The following is a 23,461-nucleotide window of genomic DNA, read 5'->3' as shown; positions in this document are numbered from 1 at the left end:
GCCTAGCGGCACCTCGCTCCAATCCCTACACACGCCCCATGCATTTTCTGGACCAGGCCAAGATCAACATTCGCTCGGGCGCGGGCGGCCCGGGGGCCGTCAGCTTCCGGCGCGAGAAATATATCCAGTTCGGCGGCCCGGACGGCGGCGATGGCGGCAAGGGCGGCGACATCGTGTTCGAGGCCGTCGAAGGCCTCAATACGCTGATCGACTTTCGCTACACCCAGCATTTCAAGGCGTCGCGCGGCAAGGGCGGCGCGGGCAAGCAACAGACCGGCGCGGGCGGAAAGGCCCTTGTGATCAAAGTGCCGGTCGGCACGCAGATCCTCTCGGAAGACAAGGAAGTCGTGCTCGTCGATTTCACCGAGGTCGGCCAAAAAAAAACATTGTTGCACGGGGGCCAGGGCGGGCGCGGCAATCTCAGCTATAAAAGCTCGACCAACCGCGCGCCCCGGCAACACCAAATGGGCATTCCGGGCGAGGAAATGTGGGTATGGCTGCGGCTGAAACTGATCGCCGATGTCGGGCTGCTCGGCATGCCCAATGCGGGTAAATCGACTTTCATCAACGGCGTTTCCAACGCCAAGGCCAAGGTCGGCGCCTATCCCTTCACCACGATACACCCCAAGCTGGGCGTCGTTCAGCACAAGGGCCGGGATTTCGTGATGGCCGACATACCGGGATTGATCGAAGGTGCGGCCGAAGGCGCGGGGATCGGCGATCGCTTCCTCGGCCATATCGAACGCTGCCGGGTGCTGCTCCACCTCGTCGATGCGACAGGCGACGATCCGGTAGCAGCATGGAAGACGGTACGCGACGAGATCGCCGAATATGGCGCGGGGATTGCCGAAAAGCACGAAATCCTTGCCCTTAATAAGATCGACTTGCTCGACGAGGAGCTGGTAGAGGCGTTGAGCACGGAACTCGCGGAGGCGACCGGCTCTGACATATTGCCGCTGTCGGGCGCTACCGGCCAGGGTCTGGATGCGGTGCTCGACCGGATCGTCGCCACTCTGGCACAGCCGGCAGAACCAGAACATGAGCAAGAGGAAAGCAAAGCATGGACACCCCTGCCCTAGCCTCGCACCGGTTCGCGCCCGCCCAATGCCCGCGTCTCGTCGTTAAGATCGGCTCGTCGCTGCTGGTCGCCGAGGACGGGTCGGTACGGCGAGACTGGCTTGCCGGGCTCATCGCCGAAATTGCCGGACGACACGAAGCGGGCCAGAAGATCGTCATTGTCGCGTCGGGCGCGGTGGCGCTCGGCGCGAAGCTGCTGGGTTTCGAAAGAAGCAGCCGCAACAGTCTCGATTATGCCCAGGCAGCCGCGGCGGCTGGCCAAATCGCGCTCTCCCAGTCCTGGGTCGAGCTTCTCGGTAAGCGCGGTCTGACTGCGGCGCAGATGCTCCTCACCCTCGGCGATCTCGAGGACCGCCGCCGTTATCTCAACGCGTCGGCGACTCTCGACCGGCTATTGCAGCTCGGCGCCGTACCCGTGATCAACGAAAATGATTCGGTGGCAACGGAAGGAATCCGCTTCGGCGACAATGACCGGCTGGCAGCGCGCATCGGCCAGGCGGGCGCGGTAGGCGGCGTGATCCTGCTGTCCGATGTCGATGGTCTCTATACGGCCAACCCGAACGACGATCCCGAGGCCGAGTTCGTCGACACCGTGGCGACGATCGACGAGCGGATCGTACGCATGGCCGGCGGGGCCTCGACGATGGGCACAGGCGGAATGGTATCGAAGATCGAGGCGGCTAAGATTGCCACGTCTGCGGGCATTCCGCTTGCCATCGTCTCGGGACATTGCGACCGGCCTCTCACCACCTTCGCCGAGGGCGGCAAAGGCACCGTATTCGTTGCTGAAGGCACGGTAACGGCTCGCGAGGCGTGGCTCGCCGGACGGTTGACGGCAGCAGGGACGATCCTGGTCGATGCCGGTGCGGCGCAAGCCTTGCGGCAAGGCAACAGCCTTCTCCCGGCAGGTGCCACCGGGCTTCGCGGTGCTTTCGACCGCGGTGACGTTATCGATATAGAGGATGAAAATGGCGCCGTGATCGCGCGCGGCCTTTCCGAATATGACACCGACTCCGCTGCCCGGATTATCGGTAAGAAGAGTGGGGAATTGGAGGATATTCTCGGCTATGCGCCGCGATCCTCGCTCGTTCATCGCGATCATATGGTCCTGCTGTGAGCGTGATCGCGGTTACCGGCGGCACGGGTTTCGTCGGCGGCCATCTGCTACGCCTCGCCACAGAAACCGGACACACGATCCGCGCCCTCACCCGGCGCGACCAGCCCGAAATGCAGCACGTCCAATGGATTGCGGGATCGCTCGGCGAGCACACAAGCCTCGCGCACCTTGTCGAAGGGGCCGAGGCGGTGATTCATATCGCCGGGGCGATCAACGCGCCGGACCGCGACGGCTTCGCCGCCGCCAATATCCAGGGCACGCGGGCCGTGGCCGACGCGGCGCAGAAAGCCGGCGCGAGCAGGTTCGTTCATGTGTCCTCGCTCGCCGCGCGCGAACCCGAAATATCCAATTACGGCTGGTCCAAGGCCGAAGCCGAGCAGGTGATCCGCGCCACGTCGCTCGACTGGACCATTATTCGCCCTCCCGCCGTTTACGGCCCCGACGACACGGAGACATTCGCGCTGTTCAAGATGGCCCAGCGCGGGCACGTCGCCCTGCCCCCGCCCGGCCGGATATCGCTTATCCATGTAGAAGACCTCTGCCGGCTCCTGCTCGCGAGCCTTGGCGCGCAGGAGAGTGTCCACAGCATCTATGAACCCGACGATGGAACGCATAACGGCCTCAGCCACAGGGCCTTTGCGCAAGCGCTGGGCCGGGCGCTCGGAAAGAAATCCGTCCGCACCTATTCCATGCCGCTCCGCATTGTCCGCCTCGCAGCACGGCTCGAGAGGCTGGTTCGGGGCTCCCGGGCAAAGCTGACGCCTGACCGCGCGCGTTATTTCTGCCATCCCGACTGGGTCGCGAACGACAATTACCGACCGCCGGAAAGCCTGTGGACCCCGGAAATTCCCTTTGAGCAGGGCCTCGCCGATACTGCACTCTGGTACCGCGAAGCGGGCTGGCTACCCTAGGCCGGGAACCGAGAGAAGCTGCCCGACAAAGGCGGCAAAGGACAATATCAGGCCAATCAGGAACGCCTTGAAGGCATAGCTCAAGAACCGGTATTTCTTGCGGTAGAGGACCGTGCCGTTCTGGTGGATATCCCGCAGCATGAGCCGGTATACTTCCTCCGGCGCCTGCGTTCGTTCCAGCATCTCGTCGATATAGGCATTCTCGGTCAACGCCGTGAAACCGCCAAAAAAGAGCAGATTGGGCGCGCCCTTCGGTCGCTTGCCGGTCGATGGTATGATGGCCAGCACTGCAAGTACGGCCGAAAGGAAAGACGAGGCGGCAAGAATGACCGAGGCCGGGCTGGGCGTCGTGCCGACACCGTCGCGCAGCGCGAGCGTAAAGACGACGAAGCTCGCGCCGACGAGAATGCTCGCCTTTTGATCGGCCATGAGGCTGAGTTGGACATGATGCTGCTGCGTCGTTCGCAACAGGTAGTTTACGCTGTCCGGCCAGTCTTTTCCGGGGGTTTCAGGCTCTTGTGACATGGCAAGCCACTGCCACAGCGCGCCCAAATCGACAAGCCTTTGCCGTTTTGCCGCCGCATTCGCTTGCCAAGGCAAAACCAGTATATTTAGGGATCTTTTATGACAGATCGTACGACCGTCTTCGCATCGGTGAAGACCCTGATCGAACCGTTCAACGCCAAGGGCGCGGAACTGACGGAAGAAACGACCTTCGTTGGCGATCTCGAATGGGACAGCCTGACGGTGATGGATTTCGTCGCCTCGATCGAGGACGAATTCGACATCGTGATCACGATGAATCAGCAAGCGGAAATCGAAACCGTCGGCCAGCTCGTCGATGCGGTCGAGGAGCTCAAACAATGACAATATTAGACACCAAGGATGCCGCGGAGATGGAAGCCGAAACGCCACAGGCCCGCGACCTTTTCGCCAAGTTCGGACCGTTGATGGCCGAACGCGACAGGCTCCTGGACTCCGGCGTGCGCGATCCCTTCGCGATCGTCATGGACGAGGTGAAGTCGCCCACCGAGGCGGTGATCGACGGCAAGGACACGATCCTGCTCGGCACCTACAACTATATGGGCATGACCTTCGATCCCGATGTCATTCAGGCGGGCAAGGACGCGCTCGAGAAATTCGGCGCCGGCACGACCGGCAGCCGCGTCCTCAACGGCACCTATGTCGGCCACATGGCTTGCGAGGAGGCGCTGAAAGAATTTTACGGCATGGACCATGCGATGGTCTTCTCGACCGGCTATCAGGCCAATCTCGGCATCGTCTCGACGCTCGCCGGCAAGGGCGATTATGTTATCCTCGACGCGGACAGCCATGCCTCGATCTATGATGGCTGCTTCCTCGGCAATGCCGAGATCGTTCGCTTCCGTCACAACAATGTCGAAAATCTCGAAAAGCGTCTCCAACGCCTGCCCCCGGAAGCCGGAAAGCTCGTCGTGCTCGAGGGCGTTTACTCGATGCTCGGCGATATCGCACCGCTCGACGTGATGGTGCCTCTCGCCAAGCAATACGGCGCGATGGTCCTCGTCGACGAAGCGCATTCGATGGGCTTTTTCGGTGAGCAAGGGCGCGGCGTTGCCGAGGCGCAGGGAGTAATCGACGATGTCGACTTCATCATCGGCACCTTTTCGAAGAGCGTGGGAACGGTGGGCGGCTTCTGCGTGTCGAACCACGCCAAGACCGAATTTCTGCGCCTAGTTTGCCGGCCTTACACGTTTACCGCCTCGCTGCCGCCCTCGGTGGTGGCGACCGCATCGACGTCGATCCGCAAGCTTATGCATGCCGGCAACAAGCGCGCGCATCTGTGGGAAAATTCGAAGCGGCTGCATCGCGGCCTGCGCGATCTCGGTTTCAAGCTGGCGACCGACGAGCCGGAAAGCGCGATTCTAGCCGTCCTCCTACCCGATCAGGATACCGCCGTGCGCATGTGGCAATCGCTGCTTGAACACGGCCTCTACGTGAATATGGCGCGGCCGCCGGCGACACCGGCCGGCGTCTATCTGCTACGCTGCTCGCTCTGCGCCGAGCACACGACCGAACAGGTTGAGCAGATTCTCGGGATGTTCGCTGCGGCGGGGCGGGCGACCGGCGCTATAGACTGACCCCGGACAGCGGCGAAGCGAGGTTTTTCGAGCCATTAGCCGACGTCGACGGCTGGCGGCGGCTTCCCCCCGCATCTATAACCCGCAAATCATGACGGACGGCTATTCGGGCGCAACGTCCGCCCAGGCTTCTGGGATAGAGGTGTGGCGGCGGGGATTGGCCAGCGCGGGCGCATTGCTGCTTGCGCTGCTCTTTGGTGCGCTCGTCTATCTGACAGCCGAATCGAACGAAGATCGCGATTCCGCCGCGCAACGCGAACGACAGAGCTTCGAGATCATTACGCTCGCCCGCGGCATCGAAGGGTCGATCGCACGCTCCGAAGCCGCACTCGGCCGGTTCGTCATCAACAGCGACGGCAATCTGGGCACGATCTACCGCAATGAATGGCGCGCCGCCGGGCGCCAGATCGACCAGCTGGATCGTATGGTCCGCTACGATGCGGCGCAAAGCGAGCTCGTCGATGGTCTCCAAACGCTTTATGAGACATATGGCGCGGAGATATCGCCCGCCGCACGCTACGCGACCAGCGGGCGTAACCTCGAAGCATTGTCGCTCCACAACAGCGCATCGGGCAGCGCAACCGGAGCCGCGTTGATCCGCCGCCTCGAAACGATCGCCAATGCGGAACGGACGCTGCTCGGCCGCCGTTCGGCGGCGCGCGTGGCTGCCGGCGAGCGGGCGGCGCTGCTCGGGACACTGATGACGATCGCCGGTATCATTCTGGGTCTCGCGGCGATCATCCTCGCCTATGCGACGATTCGCGCATTCCGGGAGCGCCACCAGGCCGATCAGCGCGTCGACGATCTCGAAGACGCGGTGGCCGCGCGCACGGCCGAACTCGAAGCCGTCAACACACAGCTTCGGGCCGAAGCGATCGAGCGCGAGGCTGCCGAACAGCAACTGCGCCAGGTGCAAAAGCTTGAAGCCGTGGGACAGTTGACCGGCGGCATCGCGCATGATTTCAACAATATGCTTGCCGTGGTCATTGGCGGGCTCGATCTCGCCAAGCGCAAGATCGGTCGCAATCCGGCCGAGGCAGACAGCCATATCGACAATGCGCTCGAAGGTGCCAATCGCGCTGCGGCGCTCACCCGGCGGCTGTTGGCGTTCGCCCGCGCAGAGCCCTTTCTGCCCGAAGGCACGGATGCCGCCGCGCGGATCGATTCCATGGTCGATCTCATTCGCCGCTCCATCGGCGAGCAGATCACCGTCTCGATCGACGCCGAGCCCGGAACCTGGCCGGTCTGGATCGACCCCCATCAGCTCGAGAATTCTGTGCTCAACCTTGCAGTCAACGCGCGGGATGCGATGGAAGGCCGCGGCGAACTGACCTTCGCCATTCGCAACGCGACGCTCGAAGCCGGCGATGTCGGCGAGGTTGCGCCGGGCGAATATCTCCAGATCGCGGTTACCGATAACGGCTGCGGCATGTCAGAAGATATTATCGAGCATGTCTTCGAACCTTTCTTCACCACAAAGCCGGTCGGCAGGGGAACGGGCCTTGGCCTTAGTCAGATATTCGGCTTCGCGCAGCAATCGGGCGGCGGCGTAGGGATCGATTCTACCGTCGGCCGGGGCACCACCGTATCGCTGTACCTGCCCCGCTTCGAAGGCGACATCGACACCAAGCCCCGGGGGATGGCCCAGTCCGGCCAGACCCATGGGCAGAGCATGAAATCGGCAACAATTCTGGTCGTCGAGGACGATCAACGGGTCCGCCGCGCCACGGTGGCCGGGCTGGAGGAACTGGGGCACAGGGTTGTGTCCTGCGCGAACGGCCAGACCGCCCTCGATATCCTGAGCGAGCGCGCCGATATCGACCTGCTGCTGACGGATGTCGTGATGCCCGAAATGACAGGCCCCGAACTGGCCGCCCAGGTTTCCGAGCGCCATCCCGGGCTGCCGATCATATTCGTCACCGGTTATGCGCGCGAAGCGGCCGACACGGCCCAGTTCGCCGGGCATGTAGTGCTGCGCAAGCCGTTCACGATCACCGCGTTGTCGGAAACCATCGACGCCGTGTACGGCAACACGCGCAGCGAAGCCGCGGAATAGAGGTTGCCGGGGCTAGCGTACCGCCCCGCGCAGGATTAAGCGCGGCAGCAAGACGAGCGCGCCGAGAAGCGGCCAGCGCCGCTGCCATGGTTTGACACGGATTTCAGTGCCGGCATGGCGGTTGATCTTCCAGGCCAGATAATCGACGCCGCCGGCATAGGTCGCGCTGGCCTTGGCCAGGCGCAGCAGGGTGAGCGCCTTACCCTCGATTCGCCGTCGCCGCCATGCCCATCGCCCCCGGCGCGTCGCTGCGCCGGTATCGATATAGTCGCGCGCTTGCAAACCGAGAACGGCCAGCACCGGCGCGGTAAACCGGCGATAACGGTCCGGATCGAAATCGACCACCGATGCCGCTCGGTCCTTGCGCTCGGCGCGCAGCTCCGCGGAATAGGTGAGTGCGAAGGCCCGGTTCCACAATTCGAGCGGTTGGAGCGCGCCGTCGACAACCGGCAGCGCCGCGCCGAGCAGCGCCGGCGCAGCTTCGGCGACGGCGGCGATCGCCAGATCCCGCGCCGCCTCGTCGCGCGTCCACACGAGCCGCGAAGGCTGCGCGAAGCGCGCCCAGACCGAAACATTTCGCGTTTTCGCCGAGGCGAGCCGTGCAAAATCCGCCTCGCTCAACACGGCATATTTGGCCTGTAGGCCCCGATATTGAACGGGAAAGACATTAGGCGGGATCGCACGGTTCGCCCAGGCCAGCCATTTCCGGTCATACGCTCGACGATAGTCTGAAACGATCACGTAGAAATCGAGCATCTGACCATCTAGCTCGGTCGTTCTCAGGCACGATCCGTAAAACAGGACGGCGCGAGCGGAGTCGCCGTATAGGCTTGCGACATGTTCCGCGAAAGCAACCACGCGGGGATCGGCGCGAACATCCAGTTCGGTAGCGACAAGCTCGGCAAGGGATGTCACGCCGCCAGCGAAAGGAACGGAACCGGCGACGTCGGCGTGAGCACGATCGGCCGCTCGTTTTGCGCTTCGAACAATTCGCCATCGAGGATAACGCTCGAATGGTCGCCTTCAATGCGGATCTCGCTGCCCTGGCTCAGATGCACACCTTCGAATTCCGCGCGATCCAGACGGCCCATCACACCCGCCCAGAAGGCGCGTAGCAATATTAGGGGCTTCTGTTCGACCATCATCAGCTTGAGCGGCCCCGTTGTCGTTTGCGTCAGATTCGTCTGGCTACGCAGCAGCAGCCGTTCGAGCGTTGTCACCATCAGCAACGCAAACCGCCCCTGGATCAGTTCGCCTTGATGAACCACCTGGACGCTGATGGGGCGGGCCTGCGGCGGCAGGAAGCGTGCACGGATATTAAACAGCGCCGACAAGACGACCGCGATCGCGGTGATGAAATGACTGAAACCGTTGGGCAGGCCGAGCGGGTAGATTTTGTGCCGGCAATAGAGGATCGAATCGGCAAGCCCGGCACCGCCGAGGAACATGCCGATTACCGGCCGGCCTTTCGCGTCGCCGCCGGTCAGCGAGATCAGCTCGCGCCGGACGATATGATCGGCAAGATTGGTCTTAGCGATCTCCATGATCCGTTCCAGCGCCTCGATCGGATCGCCCTCGGCGCCCAGGTCGAGCGCGATGAGGTTGGTCTTGCCGTTCGGCAAAACAGCAACCGGCGGCGGCGAATCCGCGAAATGGCGGCCATGGTGCAGCTCGGTCATCGCCGCCTGCACCGTGCCGTCGCCACCATTGAGGACAAGGATATGGGGCTTCACCCGCGCGATTGTTTTCAGCGCCTCGCCGACCTGGCTGACATCCTCCACCTCATAATGGAAGATGTCGGACCGTTCGGCGCAGAATTTCCGTATCCGCGGCAACATCGCCACATTCCCGGTCGAGCGGGGATTGGAGAGAAGGGCGACGCAAACCATCCGGGCCTAGCCGATCGGTTCCACAGACGTGCCCTGAAGATAATTCAGAACAATGGTGATGCGGTTGACGCCGGCATTGGCGCGAAAGGAGACCTCCGAGTAGTTCGGTTCCATATTGAACGGGAAGGAGATGTTCGGATTACCCGAAAATCCACCGCCGTCCCGACGATCCGAGCTGCCGTTATTGTTGATATCGTGACGCACGGCGATTCCATATGACCCGGGGCCGTCGAGCGGCAGGCACACGGTCATGTCGCGGCCCTGCAAGCGCACGGGAATATCGACACGGTGCAGCCAGCGACCGCGCTCCAGCCAGTTCGACGCGCCGCTGTACGACTGAACACGGACCCGGCCGGTGCCTTCCTTGAAGCCGACAACGCGGACAAGCGCCGCGGTACCGCCCGATCCGGCGCGGCACTGGGACATATCGTTGGGCACGCGCGTGCCGGCAGCGGCCGCGCTTGCAGTGGCCGCCAAGGCAAGGGCAGCCGAAACAGGGATGATGGTGCTTTTCAGCATGTACGCAAACTCCAGTGTATTTCCGCCACACCCGGGGCCCAAGTCAGGCATGGCAAATTTCAAACTAATCCCCTATTTCTGACGGATATCACCAATGCTTGCGGCCAAATTATGGTCACGGAGCGTCTGAACTTTGCAATTATTCACCTCTACCGATCGCTATATGTTCCGGCTGATCGTGGTCCCGTTGATAGCGACGTTGATCATCGCGGCGATGCTGCTGGTGCTCGACAAGATGTTGCGCCTGTTCGATTTTGTCGCGCGCGAGGGCGGGCCGGTGAATGTCGTGTGGCAGATGCTCGCCAATCTGGTGCCCGAATATCTCTCGCTCGCCATTCCGGTCGGGCTGATGCTCGGCATCCTGCTCGCCTTCCGAAAGCTCGCGCTATCGTCCGAACTCGACGTGCTCCGCGCGGTCGGTATCGGCTACCGGCGGCTGCTGTTCGTGCCGTATCTCTTCACCATCGGTTTCGTGGTCCTGAACCTGTTTATCGTCGGCTATTTTCAGCCGATGGCGCGCTATTCGTACGAAAACCTCCAGTTCGAGCTCAGATCCGGCGCACTCGGCGCTTCGATCAATGTCGGCGAGTTCAACCATCTCGGAAACAATATGACCCTGCGGGTGGAGGAAAGCGCGAATGACGGACGCGATCTATCGGGCATTTTCGTGCGCACGGTTTCGCCGCAAGGCCGCCAGCTTTCGGTTTCGGCCGAACATGGCACCTTCCTGGCGACCGACGACGCCGACACCGTAATCCTGCGGCTCACCAACGGGCGACTGATTCACAACCAGGCCAATTTCCAGAGCCCGCGTGTGCTCGCCTTCGAAAGCCACGATCTGCCTTTCGACCTGCCGCAGGTCGAGCAATTCAGGGGGCGCGGCGGCATCTATCGCGAACTCACGCTGCCGGAACTGCTCCGGGTCGGCAACGATCCATCAACGCCGACCGAATTGCGGCTCGCCAGCCGTGCGAATTTTCACTACCGGCTGGCCGAACTCGCGATGATGTTCCTGTTGCCGCTGCTCGCGGTAACGCTCGCCGTGCCGCCGAAGCGGTCTACATCGGCACTCGGAGTCTTTCTGTCGGTGGTGATGATCACGACCTTTCACAAGATTTGCCAATATGGCGAAGACGTGGCGGCGCTCGGCCGGGTCGATCCGCTGATCGCCATGTGGGTACCGTTCCTACTGTTTTCGGGGCTGATCGCCTGGATGTATTACCATCTCGCCTATGTGCCCGGCGGCCAGCCGATCGGAGCGCTCGAAAAGGGCGTCGCCAAGCTCTGGGGCTTTATCCGCCGCCTGTTCGGCCGCCGCCGGCTGCGGATCTGACCCGTGGAACTTTCACAATTTCAGTTCTTCCCGTCGCGGACGATCTCGCTCTACATGGCGCGCGTGTTCCTGAGCCGCACCTTCGCGGTGCTCGGCGGGCTCGTGGTTATCCTTATGACACTCGATCTGCTCGGCGAATCCGGCAAAATCCTCGCTCAGCCGGGTAACGGCGAGGGCGAACTCTGGTATTATGTCATGCTGCGCGTACCTCAGCTGATCGAGCGTTTCCTGCCCTTTTCCGCTCTGCTCGGCGCGCTGATCGCGCTCGGATCGATGAACGCCAATAGCGAGATCATCTCGATGAAGGCGGCCGGCGCGTCCGCGCATCAGATCCTTGCGCCCCTGATACTTGCCAGCTTCATCGTCGGCCTGCTGCTCTTCATCTTCAACGAAACCGTCGTCGCGCCAGCCTATGACCAATTATCCGCCTGGGAATCGGTCGATTACGGACCGATGCCCGAGGACAGCCGCGCGGCCACCAACGTCTGGGTGCGCGACGGCAACGACCTTATCAATGCCGCGCATGTCACCGGCCGGGGCATGAGCACCGAACTCCGCGACGTGACCGTTTACGACCGCGAGAACGGCATCATCCAATATGTGATCTCCGCCGACAGCGCGCGCTACACCGGCGATGGCTGGGAGCTTGAGAATCCCGTGCGCTTCGATGTGCAAGCGGTAGCCGAAACGCGGCTCCGCTCCTTTTCCATCGCCCCGGGCGTAACCCCCGATCAGTTTACGCTTTCCGACGTCACCGCCCGGTCGATGAATTTTCTGGAATTGCGGCGCGCCATCGCCGATCTCGAAGCCGCAGGCCGACCGACGACCGCTCTCGAAGCCGGGCTCTGGCACAAGATATCGGGTCCGCTCTCTACCATCCTGATGCCGCTGCTTGGCGCTGTCGCGGGCTTCGGACTGGCCCGGTCGGGCCAGCTCTTCGTCCGCGCGATTATCGGTATGGCGCTGGGCTTCACCTATTTCGTGGCTGACAATTTCGCGCTCGCCATGGGCAATATCGGTGCCTATCCGCCGCTGCTCGCCGCCTGGGCTCCCTTCTTCCTGTTCCTGATGATCGGCGAGGCCGTGCTGATCCGGACCGAGGAATGAAACCATAGCCGAGGAAGGAACAGGGCGCACCGCGGTCGAACGCGGCGATGTCGCCCATGGCGCGGCGATGGCCGCTGCCGCGCGGCTTGGCGCCCTGATCGAGGTGATTGCCCAGCCGGTTTACACCTGGTTGTTCGGCATCGCGACCTATGGGCTGTACATCGTTCTCTGGTCGGCGGTGAATATGGTCGAGAAGATCGTCGATCTTTCACTGACCCAGGCATTGCAACGCATCGTGCCGGTCGAGGGCGAGGATGCGGCGCATGGCGCGGTGAAATTTGCGCTGATCGTGACGACAATCCCCGCCACGCTGATCGCGCTGCTCGCGACGATATACGCCGAACCGCTTGCCGGCCTGCTCTCCGCCGCTCCGGAAGACGCGGCGCGCCTGCCCGACGCCATTGCCCTGTTCGCCTGGGCGCTGCCTTTATGGACCTTTATCGAGGTAGCCACATCAGCCTCGCGCGCACGCCGCGCTTTCGGGCCGGAAATCCGGTTGCGCATCTTCTGGGAGCAGCTCGCCCGGCTCGCCTTCGCGGTCGGCCTGTTTTTCGCGGGCTGGACCAGCACCGGATTGCTGATCGCACATCTCCTCTCGCTGGCCCTCGTCGCAATCCTCTCACTGCGTCTGCTCGGCCGCTACTACGATCTCAAGCGAATGTGGCATGTGCCGGTGCCCGCCTCGCTCCGCGCCAATGTTCTCGTTTCGGGTATTGCCCTGTCGCCAAGCAATATCGCGCGGCGGATCCTCAACGATCTGCCGCCGATCATCCTCAACATAATGCTGCCCGGCGCCCAGGGCGCAACCGCGGCGGGCCTGTTCGGTATCGCCCGCAAGGTCGCCTCGGTACCGCTGATCGTGCGTCAGGCCTTTCTTTACGTGCTCGCACCGTTGAGTTCGGCCCAGGCCGCGCATGACCGAACCCATATCGCACCACTCTATTCCTTCTCCTCGCGGCTTTCGGCAGCCCTCGTCCTACCGCTCGGCGGCCTTTTGATCCTGCTCGCCAGCGACATATTGAGCCTCTTCGGTCCCGGCGCCGATGCCGCGCTCGGGGCCCTGATCATCCTCACTGCCGGACGCGTCGGCGAGGCGATACTCGGCCCCGCCACACCGATTGTGGAGATGATCGGCCATCGCACCCTGCCGCTGGTGAACAGCGTGATTGGCGTTACGGCCTGGGCGGCATTCGCCTGGTGGTTCACAGCCGACGGCGCCGAGGGCATGGCGCTGGCCGTCGCTGTGGGCGCGGTCGCCATCGCGGTCGCCGCGGTTGCGGAACTCCAGATCAGCGACGGCCTCCACCCCTTCGACCTGCCCTTCCTGCGCGGGCTGCTGGCCGGCGCATTCGGGCTCGCGCTCCTCGCCCTGTGCGGCACACTGCTGGAACCCATCGGCGCGCCGGTTCGCGCTATCGCCCTAGCCTTATTGTTCGTGCCGCTATGCTGGGCCACGCTCCGGCTGGGCCTCGACCTTGCGGACCGGCGGGCGCTTGGCCCGATTGCGCGGCGCGCCCGCCTCGTCTGAGCCCCGCAAAGGCCCCATTGCGCCGCAACATCGCCACGGTTTTCGTCGCAAATCTGCCTCATTACAGGTTCATATCCGCCTCGCTAAAACAGTCTCCTTGCGAGATAGATGCCGAAAAAATTAATGAATAAAGGAAGTTAGACGTGAGAGCCGCAGCAACAGCGCGCCCGGGAATCTGGAGCCGGTCGCACTATCTCGACAGGATGACCTTCAAGGAACTAGTCGTCGCCTATTTCCAATATCCGGCGATCATTGCCTATCTGGTGCTCTCTGCAGCGATGTTTGGCGTCTATGCATGGCAGCCGGCACCTCTCGTTCCGTCGCTGATAAGCGCCGTCGTCGCCGTCGCCTTCTATCCGCTTGCCTGGTACGTGCTCCATCGCTGGGTGCTGCACGGCCAGTGGATGTACAAGTTCAAGGCCTTCGCGCCGGTATGGAAGCGCATCCATTACGATCATCACCAGGACCCGAACCATCTCGAGGTGTTGTTCGGGGCGCTCTACACGACCTTGCCGACGATCGTCATTTTCCTGGCACCGATCGGATACGCCATCGGGGGTATCGGCGGCATGGCGATGGCCCTCGCCATGGGCCTGCTGACGACTTGCTTCTACGAATTTTGCCACTGCATCCAGCACCTGAAATACAAGCCGCGCGCCAAATGGCTCGCGCTGATGAAGGCGCGGCACATGGCCCATCATTTCCACGACGAAAGCGGAAATTTCGGCATCACCAACTTCTTCTGGGACAAGGCCTTCGGCACGTTCTACGAGCGCCCCGACCGGCAGGAAAAGAGCGAGACGGTGTTCAATCTCGGCTATACGCCCGAGGTGGCAAAACATTATCCATGGGTCGCCAAGCTTTCAGGGGGTGTGGCTACCGGCCATCCCAGCCAGCGCGCCCAAGGATAGTCGGCCAGCTCCATGAATTCGGACATTGCCGTCCGCCCTGTCACGGGCAAGGCGGACCTCAAGACTTTTGTCGACATCGCCTATCGGCTGAATGCGGACGACCCGAACTGGGTTCCGCCTTTGAGGTCGGATGTCTTCGAGCTGTTGAATCCCGACAAGAATCCGTTCCACAAGCACGCTACCGTCCAACTGTTCCTGGCTTGGCGCGGCGGCAAAGCCGTTGGCCGGATTTCGGCGCATATCGACCATCTCGCGCTGGAACAGCCGGTGGCGCAGGGCATGGGGCCGGGCACCGGCAATTGGGGCCTGTTCGAAGCTGAGGACGAGGCCGTCGCGGCCGCCCTTCTCGCCGCGACCGAGCAATGGCTGCGCGGCCAGGGCATGACACGATCGCTCGGCCCGCTGAGCCTTTCGGTGTGGGAAGAACCCGGCCTCTTGACCAAGGGACACGATCATCCGGCAATGGTGATGATGGGCCATGACAAAGCCGAATATCAGGGCTGGATCGAAGGCCAGCACTATAGCGAAGCCAAGCAACTCTACACCTATCGCGTGCCCGTATCCGACGGCTTCCCGCCGCTTATCCAGCGGATCGTCCAGTCGGGCGAGCGCAACGAACGAATCACCATCCGGCCGATCGACATGAATCGGTACGAAGAGGAAGCCGAGTTGATCCTTGGCATGCTCAACGAGGCATGGAGCGGAAATTGGGGCTTCGTCCCAATCCCCGATTACGAAGTCGTCTATATCCGGAAAAAGCTGAAACCAGCGATTATCCCGCAGGTCAATCTGATCGCCGAATATGAGGGTGAGCCGGCGGCGTTCATGCTCGCGCTGCCCGATGTCAACGAGGTGCTCAGATCACTTGGCGGTTCGCTGCTGCCTTTCGGCTGGGCGCGGCTTCTTTATCGGCTCTGGAAAAAGCAATGGAAAGGCCATCGCGTTCCGTTGATGGGCGTTTCCAAGAAGCACCAGAACAGCCGTCTCGCGAGCCAGCTTGCCTTCATGATGATAGAAAAGATCCGGGCGATCGGCGTAAGGGACTATGGCGCGGTGGATGCAGAGGTCGGCTGGATCCTGGAAGACAATCAAGGAATGGTCGCGATCGCCGATGCGATCAACGCCGAAATCAACCGCGTCTATACGATCTACGAAAAGCCGCTTTAACGCGCCCTAGGCCTCGGCCAGCTCGATCCACACCGGGGTATGGTCCGACGCTTTTTCGCGACCGCGATACTCCTTGTCGACGCCCGCCGCACACAACCGGTCCGCCGCAACCGGGCTCAGCATCAGGTGATCGATGCGGAATCCGGCATCGCGCTGCCAGGCGCCAGCCTGATAGTCCCAATAGGTCCATATCTTGCCCGAAGGGAATCGCGCGCGGATCGCATCGGTCCAGCCCATCGCAGCCAGCCGGCGGAACGCGGCACGGCTCTCCGGCTGGGTCAGCGCGTCGTTTTTCATCGCGTCGACGGAGTGGGTGTCCTCATCGGTCGGGATGACATTATAGTCCCCCGCCAGCACGACCGGCCTTTCGAGCGCGAACAGCTCTTCGGCGCGCGCCAGCAGTCTTTCCATCCATTGCAGCTTGTAATCGAATTTCGGCCCCGGTTGCGGATTCCCGTTGGGCAGATAGATTGAGGCGACGATCACATCGCCTATCTCGGCCTCGATATAGCGGCTCTGTTCGTCTTCGGGATCGCCGGGAAGACCGCGACCGAATTCCCTGGGCTCGGCCTCGCGCGCCAGGATCGCAACGCCGTTGAAGCCCTTCTGGCCATGCCAGACGGCTCCGTAACCGGCCTCCGCCATCGCCTTTTCCGGGATGCGCTCCCCGTCGGCCTTGAGCTCCTGCAGACAGACGATATCGGGCTTCTGCTCATCCAGCCATTCGAGAAGGCGCGGCAACCGCGCATTGATCCCGTTGACGTTGTAGGTCGCGATTTTCATGGGAAAAGCTTATGGCGTGCCGATACGCAAACGGCCAGCCGCAAGATCATGATCCATATCCGCAACACCCGCCCCGGCGATATCCCGGCCCTCGCTGACATCGAGCGCTCGTCCGCCGCGCTGTTTCGCGGAACGCATATGGAATTCGCCATCGACCATCCGCCACTCGGAGCCGCAACGCATGAAGCCGGAATCGCCGAAGGGTCGCACTGGATTGCCGAGGTCGACGGGGCCCGCGCAGGTTTTTGCTGCGCCCAGGCGATCGACGATCTGCTCTATATCGCCGAACTGTCGGTGGGCCAGGCCTATCAGCGGCTCGGCCTAGGCCGCGCGCTGATGGACGCTGCCATTGCGCATGCAAAAGCGAATTGCGCGGGCGCCTGCCTGATTACCGATCGCGAGCTCGCCTGGAACCGCCCCTTTTACGCGACGCTCGGTTTTGCCGACTGGGACGAGCCGAGCGCGGCGGCGAAGGCCATTCTGGCCGACGAAATAGAGGGCGGCTTCGATCCGGCCACGCGCTGCGCGATGATCCTGCGTTTCCGCTAGACCGAAAAGCTGGTGCCACAACCGCAGCCCGACTGGGCGTTGGGATTGTTGACCTGGAAGGCGGCGCCGCCGAGATTCTCGACAAAATCGACCGAACTGCCGCGCACGAGATCGAGACTGACCGTATCGACGACGAGCGTTACGCCATCTCGTTCGGCGGTGACATCGTCCTTGTCGGCACCTTCGGCCAGCTCGAAGCGATACTGAAACCCTGCGCAACCGCCACCATCCACTGCCAGCCGCAGGATCGCTGGCTTGCCTTGACGCTCCGCGATAGCGGCCACGCGCTTGGCCGCGGAGGATGTCAGATCTATCTCGGATGTCATCGTCATGGCCTTAAAATAGGAAACGGGGCCGCGCGCGACAAGCGGGCAGCCCCTTTTGCGTGAATTTCGTTTGAAAACCCGGCGGGACGCCCCACCGAGCGCCTAGTGGCTGGCGCCCACCGGTGCCGACGTATCCAGCGCTGCCGTCGTCGCAACGGGGAGAGATGCCAGATATTCGGCGGAAGTCAGGAACGGCGTCGGGTTTACCGGAACGCCTTCGACGCGAACCTCGTAATGAAGGTGGCTACCCGTCGAACGCCCGGTCGAGCCCATGCGACCGATCAGTTCGCCGCGCTCGACGCGCGATCCGGGCTGCACGAGAATTTCCGACATATGGCCGTATCGGGTCTGGATTTCGCTGCCATGGTTGATTTCGACATATTTACCGTAGCCGCGAACCCATTGCGCGCGACCGACAATTCCGTCGGCGGTCGCGTATATCGGCGTGCCGATGGGACCGGCCATATCGAGGCCGTTATGGCGGCGGCGGCCGGCGCCGAACGGATCGTTGCGCGTGCCGAAGCTGCTGGTCAGGCGATAGCCTTCGACGGGGCGGCCCGAGGGGATCGCCATCACGCCGGCACGCTGCCGTTCGTCCTGCTGCCAGCTCGCGAAGAGCGCGCGGACATCGGCATTGGCCGCGCCGGCATCGCGAACCTGCGCGGTTGCAGGCGTTGCAATCGTCAAGGCGGCGAAAAGGGCGAAAACGGCCAGTCCGAGCGTCTTGAAGCTGCGGGCGAAAGCTGTGTTGAGCGTTGCGATCATATCGGTTGCGACCCGTCCTTAGCGCGGAGCCGAGCGAAAACCTGCCCGAAAACCGCGGAAATCCAACAATACCGGAGACGGTTATTGCCTCCCCGCAACCGGTGATGGGGGCACAGTGTTAACGAGACGCAAATCAGGCAAGCAAAGAATAGAAATCCCGGGTTAAACCGGCTCGCCGACGCGCCGAGTCGTTGAACGGAGGCTTAACTCGACCGTTGAAATGACGGGAAACCAACTGTTTCCAGTGTTGCTGCGGCGCAATATTAGCCTGTTTGCACCTTGATTCGAACCATGTGACGCCAAATCCGACATGGCGGACCTCGTCGTCCATGATTCGCGCCAATATCCGTGCGGATGTCACATCGCCCGCCGCTTCGAAGCGATCGATGGTCATCGGCGTGACGTCGAGGCCGCGCGCTTCGAGCACCATGGGCACCACCGCAAGGCGGGCGAGCGCATCATGCGCCGTGCTTTCCGCGGCCTCCCACAAACCGTCATGGGCGGGAAGCGCACCATAGCGGGACCCGAGCGCCCGCAGCCGCCTGTCCAGCAGCGCGAAGTGCATGGCTTCCTCCGCCCCAACGCGCATCCAATCGTCGACAAAATCCCGCACGAACTCGCCGCCAAAACGGCCGATCAGATCGAACGCCAGGTCGATAGCCGTGAATTCGATATGGGCAAGCGCATGGAGCATCGCGATCCGCGCCCGCTCCGATCCGCCCTTCCCGCGCCGCGGCATGTGGCGCGCAGGCAGGAGTTCCGGTTCGGCGGGCCGGGCCGGGCGGTCGGGCATCGCGCAATCGAAGCGATGATCGAGCCGCCCCAGCCGCCAGTCGCGCGCGGCGGCACGCGCAGCGAAGACCTTGTCGCGCGGTTCGGCCGCAAGGAGCACGGCGCGGACGGCCGAGGCAATATCAGGCCGCGCCACGATACTAGCCGAGCGCCTTGACGGCCTCGAGCACATCTTCCGCATGGCCGGCGACCTTCACCTTAGGCCAGACCTTGGCGACCTTGCCCTCGGCATCGATCAGGAAGGTCGCGCGCTGGATGCCCATATATTTGCGGCCGTACATATTCTTTTCGACCCAGACGCCGAAGGCCTCGGTGACCGTTCCATCGGCATCGGTCGCGAGCTCGACCTGAAGATCATATTTGTCGGTGAACTTCCGGTGCTTGGCCGGCGGGTCTTTCGATACGCCCACGATCCGCGCTCCGGCCTTGGCGAATTTGCCAGCAAGCTCGGTAAAGCCGATCGCTTCCTTGGTGCAGCCCGGCGTATCGTCCTTGGGATAGAAATAGAGGACGAGCGGCTTGCCCTTGTAACTGGAAAGCTTGGCGGTGCTTTCGTCGGGCAGCTGCAAGCTTATATCGGGCGCCTTCTGGCCTTCTTCGATCACGGAGTGTCTCCCAGTCTTCGGTCTGTCGGTGCGCGGCGCTTGTCGGTCATTCCTCGTCCGTCAGGGCAAGCCGCCGCCATTCGCCGGCCACGCATTGCCGCGCTGCCTCATAATCCGCAAGCAGCGTTTCCCAATTGTCGGCCCGGCAGCACTGCGCGACCAGCGGCCGGCTGGCCGCCGCAACCTCCTTCGACGCCGGCGCGACGAGGCGCAGCGTCACGAGCATCCGCGTCAGCAGTTCGTTTGCCGCGGCGACCCCGGGGGCGAGCACGCTCCCGGCGACAAGGTCTGCGACGGCCCTGGGCAAGTGCGGATCGAGCCCGATCCGTTCGCGCAGCTGGAGCAAATGCACGCAGAATTCGAGATCGACGAGCCCCCCCGGCACGAGTTTGACGTCAAGCGAACCGGCCGGAACCTTATGCTCGGTGATCTCGGCCCGCATCGCGCGCACATCGGCAGCCAGCTTTTCGGGATCGCGCTCGCGGCGCAGGATCGTTGCGATCATCGCTACCAGCTTTTCCCGCGCTTGCGGGGAACCATAAACCGGCCGGGCGCGGGCCAGCGCCATATGCTCCCATGTCCAGGCGCTGTCGCGATGATAGGTTTCGAAACTATCGAACGAGACCGCGAGCAGCCCCTGCGCGCCGGACGGTCGCAGCCGCGTATCGACCTCATAAAGCGGCCCGGCGGCGGTCGGTGCGCTGAGCGCCGCCGTTACCCGCTGCGCGAGCCGCTGGAAATAGACGGTGGCGCCCAACGACCGCTTGCCAACCGATTCCGCGCCATGCTCGCCGGTAAACAGATAGACGAGATCGAGATCCGAGGCATGGGTCAGTGCCTCGCCGCCCAACCGCCCCAGGGCAAGAATAACCAGTTCCCCGCCGGGCATCGTGCCATGCGTTTCCTCGAACTCCGCAATCGCTGCGTCGGCAAGCACGGTGAGCGCCGCCTCGGCGACGCGCGCATAGCCTGCAGCCACATCGAGCGGATCGGCAATCCCCTCGATCAGCTGGACGCCGAGCGCGAACCGTTCCTCGCCAACGATCGCGCGCATCCGATCAAGCCGCAGCTGATAGTCTGGCGAGGCGCTGCGGCTTTCGAATATCGCGATCAGCTCGCCCAGCGGTTCGGGCGGATCGAGCGCGGTCGCGTCGATCAATCCGTCGAACAGTTCGGCCCGGCGCGCGAGTTCGTCGGCAAGCGCCGGCGAGTGGCTCAGCACATCGACGAGCAATCGGGCCAGGCCGGGCCGTGCCTCAAGCATGCGGAAGAGATTGACGGCGCTGGGCAATCGATCGAGCAGCACATCGAACCGGTTGAGCGCGCCGGCCGGATCGGGCGCTCGGCCGAATTCGGCAACCAGCGCGGGCAGCACCGTCTCCAATGCTTCACGCGCCACCGCTGTCCGCGTCGTCCGCACCTTGCCTTCGCGCCAGCCCTCGATCCGGCGGCGCGCCTCGCCCGCCGCTGTAAACCCGGCATCGTCCAACGCCTTTTCGAGCCTCTCGGCATCGGCGGGAAGCCGCTCCTCGTCATCCTCGTCCAGCTCGTCATACAGCGCGCCGACAAATTCTACCGGGCCGGCAAGCAGGCCCAGCAGCGCCTCGCCATCGCCCAGCCCGTGCAACTGCGCGACATTGTGGAGCGCCGGTTCGGCGGACGGCAGGCTGTGGGTCTGCTGGTCTTCGACCATCTGGAGCCGATGCTCGATCGTCCGGAACAGCCGGTAATGCTTGCCCAGCGTCTCGACGTCGCGCGCAGCTATCCAGCCGGCCTCGCCCAGCGCGCGGAGCGCATCGAGCGTGGCCGGTGCGCGCAATTGCGGCTCCCGGCCACCATGGATCAACTGGGGTATCTGCGCGTAGAATTCGATTTCGCGAATGCCGCCGCGGCCCCGCTTCAAATCATAGCCCGGTCCGAACGCCTGCCCTTGCGCATAATGGCCCCGGATGCGCCGGGAGATCGCCCGGATATCGCGCACCGCACCGAAATCGAGCGAGCGCCGCCAGACAAAGGGCCGGATCGCTTCGAGGAACATCGCGCCTAGCGCCGTGTCGCCGCCGACCGGGCGTCCGCGGATGAACACGGCTCGCTCCCACGCTTCGGCGTTCGCTTCATAATGCGATATCGCCGCGTTGACCGGCAGCGCGATCGGCGTCGCTTCGGGCGAGGGCCGCAGGCGAAGATCGACCCGTAGCACATAGCCCTCGCCGGTGCGTTCCTGCAGCGTATCGACGACATGCCTGCCGATGCGGACGGCAGTTTTCTGCGGTTCGGTTCCCCCGCGCCGGGGAAGCGTATCGGGATCGAACAGGAAAATGATATCGATATCGGAGGAATAGTTGAGTTCGCGGCTGCCATGTTTGCCCAGCGCAATGGCGGTAAACCCTGCCACGGCCTCTCCGGGCAGGCATTCCGCGAAGGCATCTTCTATCGCGCGTTCGAGCGCATGATCGGCGAAATCCGACAGCAGCGCCACGACATCCTCGAACGAGAACAGGCCCGCTAGATCGCCGAGGCCGGCGTAGAGGGCAAGCTTCTGCCGTTCGTGGCGCAACCGCACGGGTATCGCGCCTTCCTCCTCTCCAAAACGGGAGCGGAAAGCGCTCAAAGAGGGCGAAAATTCGCCTTTCACCATGCTGTCCAGCGTTTCCGCCTGGCCTTCCGCAATCCGCCGGAGGAAAGGCGAATGCTGCCTGATCCGGGCGATTGCGCCAGCGAGCGCGGTTTGGGGGTCGGGTCGGGTCATCGCGGGTTCAGAGATTCTTGCCTTTTTTCGGTGGCGGCATGCAACTTATGCGCGACATATCCGTTTAACCTGCATGTCCCAGAAATTCGACATTGGCGACCGTGGCAGCGCGGAGCAATTTCCGCCGCGCTTTCGGATCGATAGCGCCAGGAACAATGCTAGTGCCGTCGGCGCTCCCCTGCGTTCGGCGTTCGACGACGATCGCGCGGAATCCGAACCCGTGCCCGAGGAATTTTTCTCGCTGCTGGAAATGCTTCACTAGGTAGCGGCCTCAGCGATTGCTGAGTTCATCGACCTCATTCATGATTTCCTGAAGCACGGTGCGTTCATCCCCGCCTTTTACCGAGCGGCGCGATTTCATGCTGCCATCTTCCATCACGGTTTCGAGCGCGGCCCGCGCACGGGCAACGCGGCTCTTGATCGTGCCGACCGCGCAACCGCAGATCTCGGCAGCCTCTTCATAGGCGAAACCGCCCGCGCCAACGAGGATCAGCGCCTCGCGCTGCGGCTCGGGCAATTCCATCAATGCGCGCTGCATATCGCCCAGCTCGACATGCCGGTCCTGACTGGCCGGCGCCGCGAGCAGCTTGTCGGCGGTGAGCTCGTCCCACTCCCCCTTGAAGCGCGCGCGGCGCATCTGCGAGAGGAAGATGTTGCGCAGGATGATGAAGGTCCAGGCCCGCATGTTCGTGCCCGCCTGGAAGCGTTCACGCGCGGCCCATGCCTTGAGCAGTGTTTCCTGGACGAGATCGTCGGCGGTGTCGCGATTGCCCGACAGCGAGCGCCCGAAGGCGCGCAGATGCGGAATGATCTCGGCCAGCTGATCCTTGAAATCGGCGTCGCTGAGCGGTTCCGGCTTGTCCGTCCGCTCATCGGCCTCATCCGACTGTTTCGGTCGGTCAGCCATGCACACGCCCCCCGCCAGCACTCCACCCGACACGACTCGGGTAACAATGCCAACAACTTACGTTCGAGCTAAAGGAATAACCAGTGCGACCCAATCGTTTCCCGATCAACCAGACCAAAACATGAATAGCAGGCCAAAAATTGCGACAATCAACAAAAGCGAAACAACAAGGACCACGCGAGTCATGTGCGGCGTGGCGCCCGCCCGGGCTTCGTTCTTGGTAAGATGGGTTTCTTCGTCGGTCATATCG

The 23,461-nt window shown here is 63.0% G+C and carries 25 protein-coding genes; 13 read left to right on the top strand and 12 right to left on the bottom strand.

The window, feature by feature from the left end; translation table 11 throughout:
• Positions 1 to 38: 38 nt before the first annotated feature.
• From obgE to H6P80_RS05155, 3 genes are read left to right on the top strand one after another with little or no spacing between them, the layout of a single operon-like run.
• Positions 39 to 1,079: a GTPase ObgE gene (obgE, locus tag H6P80_RS05165; RefSeq protein ID WP_185800248.1), complete on the top strand. Its 1,041-nt coding sequence runs from the start codon at positions 39 to 41 to the stop codon at positions 1,077 to 1,079.
• Entirely contained in the window at positions 1,061 to 2,194 is a 1,134-nt protein-coding gene (gene proB / locus H6P80_RS05160) for a glutamate 5-kinase (RefSeq protein ID WP_185800247.1), read from the top strand. The genes obgE and proB overlap by 19 nt, the downstream gene beginning before the upstream one ends.
• Positions 2,191 to 3,105 carry an NAD-dependent epimerase/dehydratase family protein gene (locus H6P80_RS05155; RefSeq protein WP_185800246.1) on the top strand — a complete coding sequence of 305 codons (915 nt, stop codon included), beginning with the start codon at positions 2,191 to 2,193 and terminating at the stop codon, positions 3,103 to 3,105. Before proB ends, H6P80_RS05155 begins: the two co-directional genes overlap by 4 nt.
• Here H6P80_RS05155 and H6P80_RS05150 read toward each other — a convergent pair.
• Positions 3,097 to 3,630 carry a Pycsar system effector family protein gene (locus H6P80_RS05150; protein WP_185800245.1) on the bottom strand — a complete coding sequence of 178 codons (534 nt, stop codon included), beginning with the start codon at positions 3,628 to 3,630 and terminating at the stop codon, positions 3,097 to 3,099. The two genes, H6P80_RS05155 and H6P80_RS05150, sit on opposite strands and share 9 nt — an antisense overlap.
• Positions 3,631 to 3,729: 99 nt before the next feature.
• Between H6P80_RS05150 and H6P80_RS05145 the strand changes: the two genes are divergently transcribed.
• From H6P80_RS05145 to H6P80_RS05135, 3 genes are all read left to right on the top strand, one after another.
• Complete coding sequence (locus H6P80_RS05145) at positions 3,730 to 3,972, top strand: acyl carrier protein (protein WP_185800244.1); 243 nt, start codon at positions 3,730 to 3,732, stop codon at positions 3,970 to 3,972.
• Positions 3,969 to 5,225, top strand: a complete 1,257-nt coding sequence (gene spt, locus H6P80_RS05140; protein WP_235973718.1) for a serine palmitoyltransferase — start codon at positions 3,969 to 3,971, stop codon at positions 5,223 to 5,225. The genes H6P80_RS05145 and spt overlap by 4 nt, the downstream gene beginning before the upstream one ends.
• Before the next feature lie 91 nt (positions 5,226 to 5,316).
• Complete coding sequence (locus tag H6P80_RS05135; protein ID WP_185800243.1) at positions 5,317 to 7,281, top strand: response regulator; 1,965 nt, start codon at positions 5,317 to 5,319, stop codon at positions 7,279 to 7,281.
• Positions 7,282 to 7,293: 12 nt separating this feature from the next.
• On the opposite strand, the gene H6P80_RS05130 is transcribed toward H6P80_RS05135, so the two are convergent.
• The 3 genes from H6P80_RS05130 to H6P80_RS05120 are packed head-to-tail and all read right to left on the bottom strand — an operon-like array spanning position 7,294 to position 9,752.
• The gene (locus H6P80_RS05130) at positions 7,294 to 8,196 is read right to left on the bottom strand and encodes a hypothetical protein (protein WP_185800242.1); all 903 of its coding nucleotides are present in this window, start codon (positions 8,194 to 8,196) and stop codon (positions 7,294 to 7,296) included.
• Positions 8,193 to 9,170, bottom strand: coding sequence for a diacylglycerol/lipid kinase family protein (locus H6P80_RS05125; RefSeq protein ID WP_185800241.1), 978 nt, complete (start codon positions 9,168 to 9,170; stop codon positions 8,193 to 8,195). The genes H6P80_RS05130 and H6P80_RS05125 overlap by 4 nt, the downstream gene beginning before the upstream one ends.
• Positions 9,171 to 9,176: 6 nt before the next feature.
• Positions 9,177 to 9,752, bottom strand: coding sequence for a DUF2141 domain-containing protein (locus tag H6P80_RS05120; protein WP_235973717.1), 576 nt, complete (start codon positions 9,750 to 9,752; stop codon positions 9,177 to 9,179).
• Between the two features lie 70 nt (positions 9,753 to 9,822).
• Between H6P80_RS05120 and lptF the strand changes: the two genes are divergently transcribed.
• The 5 genes from lptF to H6P80_RS05095 all read left to right on the top strand — a co-directional run bounded on the left by lptF (position 9,823) and on the right by H6P80_RS05095 (position 15,735).
• Positions 9,823 to 11,022 carry an LPS export ABC transporter permease LptF gene (lptF, locus tag H6P80_RS05115; RefSeq protein ID WP_235973716.1) on the top strand — a complete coding sequence of 400 codons (1,200 nt, stop codon included), beginning with the start codon at positions 9,823 to 9,825 and terminating at the stop codon, positions 11,020 to 11,022.
• A 3-nt stretch (positions 11,023 to 11,025) separates the two neighbouring features.
• Entirely contained in the window at positions 11,026 to 12,129 is a 1,104-nt protein-coding gene (gene lptG, locus H6P80_RS05110; protein WP_328804932.1) for an LPS export ABC transporter permease LptG, read from the top strand.
• Between the two features lie 67 nt (positions 12,130 to 12,196).
• Positions 12,197 to 13,657 (top strand): lipopolysaccharide biosynthesis protein, encoded by a 1,461-nt coding sequence (locus H6P80_RS05105; protein WP_185800240.1) that lies wholly within the window; start codon positions 12,197 to 12,199, stop codon positions 13,655 to 13,657.
• A 203-nt stretch (positions 13,658 to 13,860) separates the two neighbouring features.
• Positions 13,861 to 14,568, top strand: a complete 708-nt coding sequence (locus H6P80_RS05100) for a sterol desaturase family protein (protein WP_185800979.1) — start codon at positions 13,861 to 13,863, stop codon at positions 14,566 to 14,568.
• A 12-nt stretch (positions 14,569 to 14,580) separates the two neighbouring features.
• Positions 14,581 to 15,735 (top strand): N-acetyltransferase, encoded by a 1,155-nt coding sequence (locus tag H6P80_RS05095; RefSeq protein ID WP_185800239.1) that lies wholly within the window; start codon positions 14,581 to 14,583, stop codon positions 15,733 to 15,735.
• A gap of 6 nt (positions 15,736 to 15,741) precedes the next feature.
• Here the strand turns inward: H6P80_RS05095 and xth are convergent, their stop codons facing one another.
• Positions 15,742 to 16,518: an exodeoxyribonuclease III gene (xth, locus tag H6P80_RS05090; protein ID WP_185800238.1), complete on the bottom strand. Its 777-nt coding sequence runs from the start codon at positions 16,516 to 16,518 to the stop codon at positions 15,742 to 15,744.
• Positions 16,519 to 16,566: 48 nt separating this feature from the next.
• Here xth and H6P80_RS05085 point away from each other — a divergent pair, with 48 nt between their 5' ends.
• Positions 16,567 to 17,067 (top strand): GNAT family N-acetyltransferase, encoded by a 501-nt coding sequence (locus H6P80_RS05085; protein ID WP_185800237.1) that lies wholly within the window; start codon positions 16,567 to 16,569, stop codon positions 17,065 to 17,067.
• Here H6P80_RS05085 and erpA read toward each other — a convergent pair.
• The 5 genes from erpA to H6P80_RS05060 all read right to left on the bottom strand — a co-directional run bounded on the left by erpA (position 17,064) and on the right by H6P80_RS05060 (position 22,304).
• Positions 17,064 to 17,399: an iron-sulfur cluster insertion protein ErpA gene (erpA, locus tag H6P80_RS05080; protein ID WP_185800236.1), complete on the bottom strand. Its 336-nt coding sequence runs from the start codon at positions 17,397 to 17,399 to the stop codon at positions 17,064 to 17,066. The two genes, H6P80_RS05085 and erpA, sit on opposite strands and share 4 nt — an antisense overlap.
• Positions 17,400 to 17,495: 96 nt before the next feature.
• A complete protein-coding gene (locus H6P80_RS05075; RefSeq protein WP_185800235.1) occupies positions 17,496 to 18,158 on the bottom strand; it encodes a M23 family metallopeptidase in 663 nt (220 codons plus the stop codon).
• Positions 18,159 to 18,291: 133 nt separating this feature from the next.
• Positions 18,292 to 19,086, bottom strand: coding sequence for a ferritin-like domain-containing protein (locus tag H6P80_RS05070; protein ID WP_328804931.1), 795 nt, complete (start codon positions 19,084 to 19,086; stop codon positions 18,292 to 18,294).
• A gap of 4 nt (positions 19,087 to 19,090) precedes the next feature.
• Positions 19,091 to 19,555: a thioredoxin-dependent thiol peroxidase gene (gene bcp / locus H6P80_RS05065; RefSeq protein ID WP_185800234.1), complete on the bottom strand. Its 465-nt coding sequence runs from the start codon at positions 19,553 to 19,555 to the stop codon at positions 19,091 to 19,093.
• A 46-nt stretch (positions 19,556 to 19,601) separates the two neighbouring features.
• Positions 19,602 to 22,304 carry a bifunctional [glutamine synthetase] adenylyltransferase/[glutamine synthetase]-adenylyl-L-tyrosine phosphorylase gene (locus H6P80_RS05060; RefSeq protein WP_185800233.1) on the bottom strand — a complete coding sequence of 901 codons (2,703 nt, stop codon included), beginning with the start codon at positions 22,302 to 22,304 and terminating at the stop codon, positions 19,602 to 19,604.
• A 73-nt stretch (positions 22,305 to 22,377) separates the two neighbouring features.
• On the opposite strand from H6P80_RS05060, the gene H6P80_RS05055 reads away from it, so the two are divergent.
• Positions 22,378 to 22,566: a hypothetical protein gene (locus tag H6P80_RS05055; RefSeq protein WP_185800232.1), complete on the top strand. Its 189-nt coding sequence runs from the start codon at positions 22,378 to 22,380 to the stop codon at positions 22,564 to 22,566.
• A gap of 9 nt (positions 22,567 to 22,575) precedes the next feature.
• Here the strand turns inward: H6P80_RS05055 and H6P80_RS05050 are convergent, their stop codons facing one another.
• Together H6P80_RS05050 and H6P80_RS05045 are read right to left on the bottom strand one after the other, a co-directional pair.
• Positions 22,576 to 23,211, bottom strand: a complete 636-nt coding sequence (locus H6P80_RS05050; protein WP_185800231.1) for a sigma-70 family RNA polymerase sigma factor — start codon at positions 23,209 to 23,211, stop codon at positions 22,576 to 22,578.
• Positions 23,212 to 23,316: 105 nt separating this feature from the next.
• Entirely contained in the window at positions 23,317 to 23,457 is a 141-nt protein-coding gene (locus H6P80_RS05045) for a hypothetical protein (protein WP_185800230.1), read from the bottom strand.
• Positions 23,458 to 23,461 lie beyond the last annotated feature (4 nt).

Source organism: Parasphingopyxis marina (genome assembly GCF_014237875.1).
In the GTDB taxonomy this organism is placed as follows: Bacteria; Pseudomonadota; Alphaproteobacteria; order Sphingomonadales; family Sphingomonadaceae; genus Parasphingopyxis; species Parasphingopyxis marina.
This window is presented reverse-complemented; position numbering and strand designations above follow the sequence as displayed.